The following is a 12,392-nucleotide window of genomic DNA, read 5'->3' on the forward strand; positions in this document are numbered from 1 at the left end:
AAAGACTCATGAAACATATAAAACTATTAGTACTTAGTTTAGGCCTGGTTTTTAGTGCCTGCGATTTAGATCCTGAACCAATAAATGCAACAACTATTGATGATTTTTTCAACGACGACGATGAAATATTGTCTGGAATCATAAACATATATGATGGTTTGCAAGGAAGTAACCCTCTGGAGGGTGATGGTGGTTTCAACAACCCATTTTTAGGTATTCAGATTGAGTATCAAATGGGAGAAGTTCTTAGTGATAATGCAAGGACTAAAAGTGGTTCTCCACAAGGATTTGAATTTGAGACATTTACGGTAATCCCTCAAACAGCTGCGGTTACTACCTACTACAGAAGTATGTACAGGATTATTTTTGATGCCAATGTGGTTTTAGAGAACTTGGAGAATGCATCCGCGGAAAACGCAAACAAGTTTGAGGCAGAGACACGCTTTTTAAGAGCCTATGCCTATTTCAATTTAGTTCGTTTTTATGGGGGGGTTCCTTTGGTGGATAGGGTAATATTTCCGGATGAAACAGAAATTGCATTCACAAGGGTGCCAGAAAATGAGGTCTACGACCTAATTCTGCAAGACTTACAGTTTGCTGTTGCTAGTGATTTGGACAATAGTTTCAGAACCAGAGCTTCTAAAGCCGCAGCACAAACATTTTTGGCAAAAGTGTATCTCACTTTGGGCATCAATTATTTGGAAGCGCAACGATTATTGGAAGAAGTCATTGATAGCGGTAATTATAGTCTTGAGGAAGATTTCTTGGATGTATTCTATACCGAAGACAATAGCGAGACTATTTTTTCAATCGGTTTTGATGACACCAATGTTAATGACAGTCAAGGTTTTTCAGCAGAATTTTTAGATGCTGTAGGAAGAGGTACAGGGTCAAACTATGCTACGGCAGAGCTTGTAGCTGCTTTTGATGCCTTTGGAGGAAATAGAGGTCAGTTTTCGTTTAGGGAAGACCCCGGAAATCCTGGATTGTTCCAAACGGTTAAATTTTTACCTATTGTGGATGAAAATGTTGGTGTGACTTCTGCTCCGGCTAACCCAAGGATAGCAGGAAACGATTGGATAGTTACAAGATACGCAGATGTATTGCTATTGCATGTCGAGTCAATCTTAGCAGGTGGTATGACTACTTCTGCACCTGCGGCAATTGAATCCTTTCAAGCGGTGAGAAATCGTGCTGGTCTAACAGACCCGGTAACTGAGATTTCCATGCAAGATCTAATGAATGAGCGCCGAGTGGAACTGGCTTTTGAAAATCACCGTTTTCTAGATTTGAAAAGGTTTGGAGTAGCTCAGCAAGTCTTATCTGAATTCTCCGCAGCAAATAGTCACGATTTTCAGGCTTTTGAACTTCTATTGCCTATTCCAGCAGCCGAAATATCAATAAGTCAAGGGTTATTGGAACAAAACCCAGGATATCCTAATTAATAAAAGTGTTATGAAAAAAAATAGTTCAAATAAAATAGAGATGCTGAAAACAAGTCTCCTATCACTTCTGATATTATCTATGGTTTTTGTCTCTTGTGATTTTATCGAAGAATTACCAGAGGCAAACTCAATCCAAGATGAGACACCACCCAATGCATTTTTTACATTTACGAATGGGGTTGAAATAGAAACCTTTACCCAAGTTAGTTTTGCCAACCAGTCTAGCAATGCAACCACCTTTACTTGGGACCTGGGTGACGGGACCACATCTACAGAAGTAGATCCGGTTCACACATATGCTGGTGAAGGGTCTTTTACAGTGACTTTAACGATTTCAGATGCTTTAAATCAAACAGCTACTTATTCAGAAACAATTGAACTTATAGAACCAGAAGCACCTGCTGTTCCTGATCCTGTATTGCTAAATGTTGATTTTGATAGATTACCAAAATCTTCGGGTTCCGATTGCACATGTTCTGGATGGATAAATACAGATGTAGGCGAACAAGGGGAATCCAGTAGTGTTGATGGATCGGATGTTCTAAAATTGGATAATGCTGAACCAGATCATGCGTATCAGGAATTTGCAGTTGTTCCAAACGCAGAATACAGAGTTGAGATACCTTATCTTTTTCAATCGGATCAGGCGGGAGACCTTCCAAGTTCTTTGGAAATAAGGGTTTTGGCCGGTGAAGGTTATGTTGACGGTTACACACCTGTTTATTTTACTGAAACTACCGAAATTCCACAAAGCGGATTTGGGTATAATACAGTAGCACAAATTGAAGATGCTGATAACAATTTAACAATTGAAGTCGTGGAGAATCCGAATAGTGGTGACATCAGAAGCTATGTTTTTACCTTCAATGCAGGGGCAAATGATAGCGTGGCGCTCTTCATACGTGGAATAGGGAATTCTGGTCCAGAAGACCCAGCAGATTTTGCACGTTACGGCTATGCAAGTGGGGATGAGGAAATTAGAGTAGATTCTGTAATCATTACTGCTGTCAACTAATTTCAATTGTTCGAAAATTATACACTATCAACATGATTAGACTTTTGGCAACCTTTTTAACAGTATTTCTTCTTTGTTCTTCGGAATTCTGTTTGGCACAGACACAAGAGAGTTCGGATAGCGCTGAAAATGTTTCGACCCAAGTCCGTAAAAAGAAGAAAAAAAAGAAAAAGTATAGGTTGCCAAAAGTTGATCTTAACCATTGGAAGGTCACCATACCCGAGGGCAGTGGTAAGGGAGGGGCTATAAGTGTTGGCCCTCCAGGAATACTTGACTATGCAAATAACGAGACCCTAAGGCCGTACATATATAATGATTCGAGCGCAGGAGCTTTGGTATTCTATGCGTTTCCCAGCAAGGCAACTACCGCAAATACAAAATACTCAAGGTCCGAACTTCGGGAACAAATGGAACCGGGAAATGATAATGTGAACTGGACATTTGCAGATGGAGGTTATTTAAAAGCAAAAATGTCTGTACCACAAATCACGAAAGATTCTGATGGAAAACCACATCGAACCATTGTGGTTCAAATTCATGGTAGATTGACCAATGAGCAACGTGATTTAATAGGACAAAAAGACAATAATGCTCCTCCTATCCTGAAGGTTTATTGGAAAGAAGGTAAGATTAGGGTCAAGACCAAGGTTCTTAAAGAAAAAGGTATTTCAGCCGAAGGTATTTTGCATGAAGATGCTTGGGGAGATGACGAGGGAAGAACCTTCAAAGAGGAAGTAGGCACGGGTAAATTTCTTATAGAAGTAAAAGTGAGTAAAGGAAAAATGGTGGTTTCGTTGAACAAGAATGAATTCTTTGTTTACGACGACGTGAGCATGAAAAGATGGGGCGTTTTTGAAAACTATTTTAAAGTGGGAAATTATTTCCAGACTAGGGATAAAGGAGCATCTGCCAAAGTCAATCTTTACGAATTAGAGGTTTCTCATTAAGCTGTATTCCCCATGAAAAATAATGTATCAACTCTTTATTTTATCCTATTGATAAGTAGTTTCATTTTGACTCAAGCATGTAGCCAGAATGATACAAACGAAGAGGAACCTCTCATTTGGACTACTGGAGAAGATAGTACTTCATCTGAGAGTGAAGATGATCAGAATTCAGACAATCAAAACAGTGAAGGGGGTACGAATCAAGAAACTGAAGAACAAGAAAATGACTCTTTGGTTCTGCCCAATATAGACCTAAGCAATTGGAAAGTGACCCTTCCCATTGGAAATAATGGCAAACCCACAGAAGTGGAACCACCTGAGATTTTGCAGTACGCAACGAACGAGACTTTGTTACCTTTTATGTACAATGATTCATTAGATGGTTCTTTGGTGTTTTATACATATCCCGGAGTTACTACCCCCAATTCTTCAAGATCCAGAACAGAATTACGGGAACAAATGGTCCCAGGAAGTAATAGCACAAACTGGACTTTTGTCCAGGGAGGTACCATGAAAGGTGTAATGGCTATGGAAGAAATATCAAAAGATCAAGATGGTAAATATCATCGCACCATCATTATGCAAATACATGGGAGGCTTACCAATGAGCAAAGGGATTTGATAGGGGAGGACGACAACAATGCCCCTCCAGTACTTAAGATTTATTGGCAAAATGGAATAATTAGGGTCAAGAGTAAAGTATTGAAAGATGTCAATACCTCTGGCACAGAGCTGTTGTATACTGATGCCTGGACAGATGATGAAGGATTTAATTTTAGTCAGGAAGTAGGATTTGATAGGTTCTCTTTGGAAGTAAAGGCAAGTGAAGGGCGTATGGAAGTAATACTGAATGATGATGAGACCGTTGTTTTCAATAGCCAGGACATGGATAAATGGGGTGTATTTGAAAATTACTTTAAGGCAGGAAACTATTTACAGACTACAGATGAAGGGGCTTTTGCGAAGGTGAAGATTTATGAACTTGAAGTTAATCATTAGGAATATTTAGAGTTAGTTTAGTTATTTACTGGGCTATTGATAATAAATGATATCAATGGCCCTTTTTATCCAAAAAAAGCCAAACTAACATATTATTTGTTGAAAGATTTTTTTAAATTTAACAAACCAATCTGGTTAACCAATCTGGTTTAAGATATGAAAGTAGAAATTTTGACTAAAAACGAGAATAACAATATTCAACAATCAATTATCTCAAAGTTGAGGGATTACATTGAATATAAAAATCTCGAGCCAGGAGATAAGTTGCCTTCGGAACGAATGTTATCTGAAAGATTTCAGGTAAGTCGTAGTAATATTAGAGAGGCAATTCAAAAACTGGAATTTTACGGAATTTTAAAATCTCGGCCGCAAAGTGGAACATTCATAGCCAATATTGGTAGAGTGGCCATGAGTGGAATGCTGGATGACATTTTGAGATTGGAAGACCCTGATTTCAAGTCCTTGGTCGAAACAAGGATTTTACTTGAGTTGAAAACCGTTAAGCTAGCGTCGTTACGCAGAACGGATGAAGATTTGATTAACATGAAAGATGCCTTGGATGCTTATGAGAAAAAGGTGTTGAATGGAGAGAGCGCGGTAGAGGAGGATTTACTTTTTCATTTAGCTATTGCTAAAGCAAGTAAAAATGTCACCATGAATACGTTTATGCTGATAATAACACCAGAAATCATAACAAATTTTGAAAAGTATCATGTTTGCGACTCAAATCTATCCATGCAGGGTATTGAGGAGCACAGAGAGATTTTTGAAGCGATTAAAGATGGTGACCCCAAAAGAGGCAAAGAAAAGATGAAAGCTCATTTCAAAGTGTTGTATCAATATTGCTACAATACCTAGGAATGTAGGTGAAAATGGAAATGCACGCTTCATTTTCATCGTATAAACAATGATAAGGAGGGAAGTAGAGCTTAACAAAAGAAGTATAGTAATCCACTAACAAGAGGATTGGTAGGCATTTCATTTAGTTTCTACTGTACTGGCTTGGATTTTAATATTAAGAATATCCAAATTTAAATGGGTTTTCAAACCCTTAGACCATTGAAAATATGAAACTTAAAGGCTTACGTTGGTGGATAATAACGCTTATTGCGTTGGCAACTGTCATAAATTATATTGATAGACAGGCATTACCAGTACTTTGGCCAGATATGGCCGAGGAGCTTTACCCAGATAAAACCTCAGATGAAAGAAAGGGCATTTATGCGTTGATTTCTACTTTTTTCATCTTTTCTTATGCTTTTGGTCAGGCTATATTTGGAAAGATTTTTGACAAGGTCGGAACAAGATTGGGTTTTACCTTGTCCATAGGATTTTGGTCCTTGGCCACGGCGTTGCATGCCTTCGCAAAAGGAGTGGTGAGCCTTTCTATTTTTCGCTCGTTGTTGGGAATCGCAGAGGCTGGAAATTGGCCAGGAGCTGCTAAAGGAAATGCGGAATGGTTTCCAACTAAAGAACGGGCCTTTGCCCAAGGCATATTCAATTCTGGAGCAGCAATTGGCGGAATTGTGGCCTTTCCCACTATCGGATTGTTATCGGTCTATTTCAGTTGGCACTATATTTTTATTCTGGTTGGCCTGTTGGGACTCATTTGGTTGGTTCCCTGGTGGATTCTTGTAAAATCGAAACCTGCCAAACACCCTTGGATCACGGATGAGGAGCGTGAGTATATTTTGACCGGACAACAGAACCAAGACAAGGATGGGGATGGAGTTCAGGATGAAGGGTATAATCCCCCAACTGGTAAAATGCTGTCCCACAAAGAAAGTTGGGGTGTCATTATTGCCTCAGCAGCTATTGACCCCATTTGGTGGTTGTTCATTTTCTGGATACCCATATATCTTAATGAAGTTTACGGTATGGATGTAAAAGCCATTGGTTTTTATGCTTGGGTACCTTATGTAGGTGCAATGATAGGAGCTTGGTTTGGAGGACTTTTAGCGCAAAACCGTATTAAAGCAGGCTGGACCGTAAACAAAACCCGTAAGCTGGTCATCACATTGGGTTGTTTGATAATGCTACCTACATTATTGGCAATGGCAAATCCGGGTGGACCTGAAACCGCTGTGATGTTAATGGCAATAATTCTATTTGGTTTTCAAGTTGCCATCGGGAACGTACAGACCTTACCCAGTGATTTATTGGGTGGGAAATCAGTAGGAACATTAGCTGGTTTGGCAGGAATGGCGGCAAAGTTAGGAGCCTTTGGGCTGACTGCATTGGTGCCTTGGCTGACATCGGGAGGAAACTATACACCTGCTTTCGTCATTGGTGCAGCATTGGCGATTATCACTATGGCGAGTGTCTGGTTGTTGTGCCCAAAAATTGAACCATTAAAAGAACATAATTAGAATAGATTAAAACTAAATCCAACAAATAAAATGAGTGATTCAAAAGTAAAAATAGCTTTAATAACAGGAGCAACCGGGGGTATCGGTTTCCAAGTTGCTAAAAGATTGGGAAAAGACGGCTATACGGTAATCTTAAACGGAATTGAGGACGAAAAAGGAGCGGAAAGGATAAAAGAACTCACTTCAGAAGGTATTGACGCGGAATATTATGGATTTGATGTTACTGATGAAAATGCAGTTAATGCCAGCGTTACCAAAATAGGTGAAAAATATGGTAAAATAGATGCGCTCATAAACAATGCTGGTGGTCTTGGCGGAAGATCTCGTTTTGAAGAGATGACCACAGAGTTTTATCGAAAAGTAATGGCCCTAAATCTTGATTCCACTTTTTTTGTTTCAAGAGCTGCTATTCCTTTTTTGAAGAAAGGAGAGAATCCAACCATTATTAATTACACCTCAAATGCAGGATGGAATGCAGGTGGTCCAGGAGCTGGTATTTATGGTACATCAAAAGCAGCGGTACATACATTGACAAGAGCTTTGGCAAAAGACCTTGCCGAGTATGGTATTCGAGTAAACGCAGTTTCTCCAGGAACTATAGATACACCATTCCATGAACAGATTAAGTCCACTAAACCTGAGGTATTTGCTTCATGGAAAAACAATATTATGTTGGGTCGTTTGGGACAACCAGAAGAAGTTGCATCGGTAATTTCTTTTTTGGTTAGTGAAGATGCTGCCTTCCTTACCGCAGAAACTATTCAAATTGGAGGCGGGCAAGCTTTAGGTATTTGATTATAAAAAGTAGCAAGCGTCGGTAAAATATGCGAATCAAGAAAGGAAAAACATCCAGTTGGCACTTACAAAATCGACTAAAAACAATCAATAAATGAAAAAAGTAGTCACATTTGGGGAAATCATGCTAAGATTGGCCCCACAGGGGTTCTTAAGGTTTTCACAAGCAAATAGTTTTGATGTAATTTATGGTGGTGGCGAATCAAACGTAGCGGTATCACTTGCCAATTATGGGGTTCCGGTTGACTTTGTAACCAGACTTCCGGATAATGATATTGGACACTGTGCCCTTATGGAAATGCGTAAAAGGGGAGTGGGCACAGATAAGATAATTTATGGAGGAGATCGTCTTGGGATTTACTTCTTGGAGACCGGTGCAGTGTCTCGAGGTAGCAAGGTAGTATACGATAGAGCACATTCGGCAATGTCCGAAATAGAAAAGGGTACGATTGACTGGAAAAAAGTGTTTGCTGATGTCGAATGGTTTCATTGGACTGGGATAACACCGGCAATTTCCCAAGGAGCTGCTGATGTCTGTCTTGAAGCGGTCAAAGTAGCTAGTGAAATGGGAGTGACCATATCGACGGATTTAAATTATCGAGCTAAACTTTGGAAGTATTGTGATGATGCAAAACGAGAAGAAATCATGTCCGGGCTTACTGCGTATTGCGATATCGTACTTGGAAATGAAGAAGACGCTGAAAAGCACTTTGGAATAAAACCAGAAGGATTGGATATTACCACTCAGGGAGAGCATGTAAAAGCGGAAGCATTCCTATCGGTTTGCAAGCAAATGATGGAACGATTCCCAAAGGCTAAGAAGGTAATTACCACTTTAAGAGGCTCTCTTTCAGCTTCACATAATACATGGGCCGGTGTATTGTATGATGGCAAGACCATGTACAAGTCCCCAGAATATCAAATTACACATATAGTAGACCGTGTGGGTGGCGGCGATTCCTTTATGGGAGGATTGATTTATGGACTATTAAAATACCCTGAAGATGACCAGAATGCTTTGAACTTTGCAGTTGCAGCATCCTGCCTAAAACATACTATTAAAGGAGATGCGAATCTGGTAACGGTACCTGAAGTTGAAAAATTAATGAGTGGTGATGCTTCCGGAAGGGTAGCCCGGTAAAAATTTCTTATGGCACAATATTCAAGAATAGAAGTAGCAAAAACCATGGCGGAGCAGGGAATGGTTCCTCTGTTCTATCATGCGGATGTTGCTATTGGAAAACAAGCTCTAAAGGCTTGTTATGATGGGGGAGCACGCCTCATGGAATTTACTGCTCGGGGAGATTTCGCTTTTGAGGTCTTTTCAGAATTAAATAAATACGCAATAAAAGAGTTACCTGGAATGATACTGGGAGTTGGATCTATAACAGATGCAGCTGCAGCTTCTTTGTTTATGCAAATGGGGGCTAATTTTATAGTTACCCCCTCTCTTCGGGAAGACATAGCCATTGCCTGCAATAGAAGAAAAGTTTTATGGTCTCCGGGTTGTGGCTCGTTGACAGAGATTAACAGAGCAGAGGAATTAGGATGTGAAATCATTAAACTATTTCCTGGAATCAACTTATGGACCTGGTTTTGTTAAAGCAATAAAAGGACCACAACCCTGGACCAGCATTATGCCCACAGGCGGAGTGAGTACTGAAAAGTCTAATCTTGAAGCATGGTTTAATTCAGGGGTTGTTTGCGTGGGCATGGGATCCAAGCTAATTTCCAAGGAGCTTCTGGAAAAACAGGATTTTGAAGGGCTGAGATCTCTGGTTTCAAGAACCTTGCAGATAATTCAAGAGATTAGAGTAAAAAGTTAAGTTGAAAAGCGTAGCAAAGGAAACAAAGTAAATCCCTGAAAGATTATGGAATTTGTAGTTGTGGCTCATACACAACTTTAGTCAATGCATTGTTCTTAGTTTGAATTCACAAGAAAGCCACAACTTTCGCTGTGGCTTTACAATAACATGTTATTATGGCTCACTCTTGCTGAAACCACCAGTTACAGACTGGCGACAGCAGAGGATCTGGTCTTAGCTGGTAAAGAAACCATAACTCCCAAACTAAAATATCCCTCGGAAGTTTGCCGAAATAGATGGCGATACCCAGTATATACATTCAAATTTTGGGTTCGAAGGGCATTAATTCGAATACCGGCCAAAGGAACCGGTGTCAGTGCAATGTCATTGGCCCCAAGTCCTGCAAAAGTCCAAATTCTCTTATTGGCTATGGCATACAACGCAGAAGCTTCAAAATTAACAAAGTCTCTGTTGTCAAAACCCGCCATACCAACACCTCCTTGAAAACCAAAATGGTCACCAGTAAATTTGGTATACGTAAACAAACCTTGATTAGAATTTTCAGAAAGGGTGCCATCTACTTGTAGCAATCCCCATTCCATTGAAAAATAACCTCCTTCTTGGGCCTTGAGCGACGAAGACAGCACACCGAAAACCCCAAATACTAAAATCACTTTCTTCATAATTTCATCTTTAGTGTTAATAGATTCGGGGGAAATCAAAAATAGAAATCATTGGAAAACAAAAGGTGTTTTTATGCAAATCCTCTATCATTCGCACAATTACTCGGCAAAGAACCTGACCGCCCCTCGCTAACGCTAGTTTATAACCGGTGGTAACTGAAAATACCAAAAAAACCATTGATTTTTGTAGAATTTGTGTTTACTCTATTTTGAGTCTCCAGTGTAATTTTTTTGGAAAAACAGGATTTTGAAGGGCTACAATCTCTGGTTTCAAAAACTTTACAGACACTTAAAGGGATTAGGACTAAAAGTTAAGTTGTAAAAACACCTTCATATTCAAGCCTCAGGACATCTGGGCTATCTTGTTTTTATATGTTTGACGGATATTCAATTTTTAGGATGGTGCCAAATTTTAAATGATAAAAGCAGTTTTTCAAGTATGCCTTAAACCTTAAAAAAGTAGTCCATAACAAGATATCCGTCAAAAAAAATGTAACTTATCTCCCGCTTTTCAGGTATGTCCTGTTTTAATTAGCAACCAATTACTAACTAAACTTTATATGAATAGTCTATCAATTATCTCCTTTTTGGGATTCACTCTACTTGTGGCCGTTATTTCTTGGCTTGCTACAAAATCTACCAACGAAAAATCTGCTAAGGGGTATTATCTTGGAGGCAGAAGTCTTGGGGCAATTACAATAGCAGGTTCTTTACTTCTGACCAATTTATCAGCAGAACAAATTGTGGGACTTAATGGTCAGGCATTTACTGAAGGAATTTTGGTTATGGCTTGGGAGACCTTGGCCGCCATTGCAATGGTACTAACCGCATTGATACTCTTGCCAAAATATATGCGCTCCGGTATAACCACGATACCGCAGTTCATTCAAAATCGATTTGATCAACAGACCAAAGCTATACTTTCAATTTTATTCCTTTTTGCATATGGATTGGTTTTGCTTCCTACCATCTTATACTCAGGTTCTTTAGCATTTTCTTCAATGTTCGACCTACCAAGTCTTTTGGATTTAACTCAAAATCAGACAATTTGGCTATGCGTTTGGAGTATAGGAATCATCGGTTCAATTTATGCCATTTTCGGTGGATTAAAAGCAGTTGCCGTTTCTGACCTTATCAATGCCATTGGGTTACTTATAGGCGGTATTTTGATTCCTTACTTTGGTTTAAAACTGGTTGGAGATGGAAATATTGGGAAAGGGTTGGTTACCATTTGGGAGAATCACCCAGAAAAATTTGAGCTACAGGGTGAGGTAGACTCCTCCATACCTTTTGGAACAATATTTACCGGTATGATACTGGCTCAGATGTACTATTGGGGCACCAATCAATCTATTCTACAAAGGGTTTTTGGTGCAAAAAGCTTAAAGGAAGGTCAAAAAGGTGTCATGCTGGCTGCTTTGGTCAAATTTCTGATTCCCGCTATTGTTGTCCTGCCCGGCGTTATCTCTTGGCACGTTTTTGATGGCGATTTGGCAAATGCAGATTTAGCATACCCAGAATTGGTGCAGAAGGTGTTGCCTGCTTCTTTGTTGGGCTTTTTTGCAGCTGTATTGTTTGGGGCGGTTTTGAGCTCGTTCAATAGTTTGTTGAATAGTAGCGCTACCTTATTTGGCTTTGATTTGTACCGACAACTTTTCAAAAAAGATGCCTCGGAATTGCAAGCGGTGAAGGCTGGAAAGCGTTTTGGTTTGGTTCTAGCTCTGGTTGCCGTTTGTATAGCCCCTTTTATTGCTTCTGCGGATAGCTTATTTGCTTACATTCAAGAAGCATTAGGCAGTTTGAGTGTTCCTATTTTTGCTGTGGTCGTTGTTGGTATTTATACCAAAAAAGTTCCAGCTTTGGGAGCAAAGATTGTATTAACAGCGGGTGTATTGATGTATTTGATAAGTCAGTTTGTAATTAGTCCTATGATGATTGATTCAGCGCTAGCTGAAGCTGCTGCTAATGGAATAACCGACCCAAAACAACTTAGTATTATTGAGGCCAAAGCCTACCCTCATTTTTTGCATGTTATGGGTATACTTTTTGTCATTAACGTAGGTATTATGTTGTTGGTTGGAAAGTTGAAACCCTTGACAACACCAAAAGAGGAGGTAATTACGGACGAAATAGACATACAGCCATGGAAATATGCCCTACTTGCAGGAGCTGTAATTACTTTGCTTGTTCTCGGAACCTACTTTATTTTTTAAGAATAGTACTGATGGAGAGTCGTATTTTCTGGATAGGTCCAGCATTTACGAATGAATTATTGGGTTATGAAAAGCATTGACTGGTAAGTTTAAGAGCAAGAAGAAGACACTTCTTTTTTGA

At 39.5% G+C, this 12,392-nt stretch carries 10 protein-coding genes and 1 pseudogene; 10 read left to right on the forward strand and 1 reads right to left on the reverse strand.

The annotated features are described in order from the left end of the window. Nucleotides 1–8: 8 nt before the first annotated feature. The 9 genes and pseudogenes from ACOKFD_RS01175 to ACOKFD_RS01215 all read left to right on the forward strand — a co-directional run bounded on the left by ACOKFD_RS01175 (nt 9) and on the right by ACOKFD_RS01215 (nt 9,396). Nucleotides 9–1,445 carry a RagB/SusD family nutrient uptake outer membrane protein gene (locus ACOKFD_RS01175; RefSeq protein WP_422859579.1) on the forward strand — a complete coding sequence of 479 codons (1,437 nt, stop codon included), beginning with the start codon at nt 9–11 and terminating at the stop codon, nt 1,443–1,445. Between the two features lie 40 nt (nt 1,446–1,485). Next, entirely contained in the window at nt 1,486–2,460 is a 975-nt protein-coding gene (locus ACOKFD_RS01180) for a PKD domain-containing protein (protein ID WP_422859580.1), read from the forward strand. Nucleotides 2,461–2,492: 32 nt separating this feature from the next. Continuing rightward, nucleotides 2,493–3,407, forward strand: a complete 915-nt coding sequence (locus tag ACOKFD_RS01185) for a polysaccharide lyase family 7 protein (protein WP_422859581.1) — start codon at nt 2,493–2,495, stop codon at nt 3,405–3,407. A gap of 12 nt (nt 3,408–3,419) precedes the next feature. After that, nucleotides 3,420–4,406, forward strand: coding sequence for a polysaccharide lyase family 7 protein (locus ACOKFD_RS01190; RefSeq protein ID WP_422859582.1), 987 nt, complete (start codon nt 3,420–3,422; stop codon nt 4,404–4,406). Between the two features lie 156 nt (nt 4,407–4,562). Then, on the forward strand, nt 4,563–5,264 hold the full coding sequence (locus ACOKFD_RS01195; protein ID WP_422859583.1) for a FadR/GntR family transcriptional regulator: 702 nt from the start codon (nt 4,563–4,565) through the stop codon (nt 5,262–5,264). Between the two features lie 209 nt (nt 5,265–5,473). Continuing rightward, on the forward strand, nt 5,474–6,775 hold the full coding sequence (locus ACOKFD_RS01200; protein WP_422859584.1) for an MFS transporter: 1,302 nt from the start codon (nt 5,474–5,476) through the stop codon (nt 6,773–6,775). Nucleotides 6,776–6,805: 30 nt separating this feature from the next. Beyond that, nucleotides 6,806–7,570 (forward strand): SDR family NAD(P)-dependent oxidoreductase, encoded by a 765-nt coding sequence (locus ACOKFD_RS01205; protein WP_422859585.1) that lies wholly within the window; start codon nt 6,806–6,808, stop codon nt 7,568–7,570. A 94-nt stretch (nt 7,571–7,664) separates the two neighbouring features. Beyond that, nucleotides 7,665–8,711: a PfkB family carbohydrate kinase gene (locus ACOKFD_RS01210; protein ID WP_422859586.1), complete on the forward strand. Its 1,047-nt coding sequence runs from the start codon at nt 7,665–7,667 to the stop codon at nt 8,709–8,711. Nucleotides 8,712–8,720: 9 nt separating this feature from the next. Beyond that, nucleotides 8,721–9,396, forward strand: a pseudogene (locus ACOKFD_RS01215) (bifunctional 4-hydroxy-2-oxoglutarate aldolase/2-dehydro-3-deoxy-phosphogluconate aldolase). 182 nt (nt 9,397–9,578) lie between these two features. Here ACOKFD_RS01215 and ACOKFD_RS01220 read toward each other — a convergent pair. After that, nucleotides 9,579–10,058 carry a hypothetical protein gene (locus tag ACOKFD_RS01220; protein ID WP_422859587.1) on the reverse strand — a complete coding sequence of 160 codons (480 nt, stop codon included), beginning with the start codon at nt 10,056–10,058 and terminating at the stop codon, nt 9,579–9,581. A 560-nt stretch (nt 10,059–10,618) separates the two neighbouring features. Between ACOKFD_RS01220 and ACOKFD_RS01225 the strand changes: the two genes are divergently transcribed. After that, nucleotides 10,619–12,271: a solute:sodium symporter family transporter gene (locus ACOKFD_RS01225; protein ID WP_422859588.1), complete on the forward strand. Its 1,653-nt coding sequence runs from the start codon at nt 10,619–10,621 to the stop codon at nt 12,269–12,271. Nucleotides 12,272–12,392 lie beyond the last annotated feature (121 nt).

The organism is Flagellimonas ulvae (genome assembly GCF_049333175.1).
Lineage (GTDB): Bacteria > Bacteroidota > Bacteroidia > Flavobacteriales > Flavobacteriaceae > Flagellimonas.

Excerpts from the sequence above, each read along its gene's own strand:
- ACOKFD_RS01175 (WP_422859579.1), top strand. The coding sequence starts at position 9 with ATGAAACATATAAAACTATTAGTACTTAGTTTAGGCCTGGTTTTTAGT.
- ACOKFD_RS01180 (WP_422859580.1), top strand. The coding sequence starts at position 1,486 with ATGCTGAAAACAAGTCTCCTATCACTTCTGATATTATCTATGGTTTTT.
- ACOKFD_RS01185 (WP_422859581.1), top strand. The coding sequence starts at position 2,493 with ATGATTAGACTTTTGGCAACCTTTTTAACAGTATTTCTTCTTTGTTCT.
- ACOKFD_RS01190 (WP_422859582.1), top strand. The coding sequence starts at position 3,420 with ATGAAAAATAATGTATCAACTCTTTATTTTATCCTATTGATAAGTAGT.
- ACOKFD_RS01195 (WP_422859583.1), top strand. The coding sequence starts at position 4,563 with ATGAAAGTAGAAATTTTGACTAAAAACGAGAATAACAATATTCAACAA.
- ACOKFD_RS01200 (WP_422859584.1), top strand. The coding sequence starts at position 5,474 with ATGAAACTTAAAGGCTTACGTTGGTGGATAATAACGCTTATTGCGTTG.
- ACOKFD_RS01205 (WP_422859585.1), top strand. The coding sequence starts at position 6,806 with ATGAGTGATTCAAAAGTAAAAATAGCTTTAATAACAGGAGCAACCGGG.
- ACOKFD_RS01210 (WP_422859586.1), top strand. The coding sequence starts at position 7,665 with ATGAAAAAAGTAGTCACATTTGGGGAAATCATGCTAAGATTGGCCCCA.
- ACOKFD_RS01220 (WP_422859587.1), bottom strand. The coding sequence starts at position 10,058 with ATGAAGAAAGTGATTTTAGTATTTGGGGTTTTCGGTGTGCTGTCTTCG.
- ACOKFD_RS01225 (WP_422859588.1), top strand. The coding sequence starts at position 10,619 with ATGAATAGTCTATCAATTATCTCCTTTTTGGGATTCACTCTACTTGTG.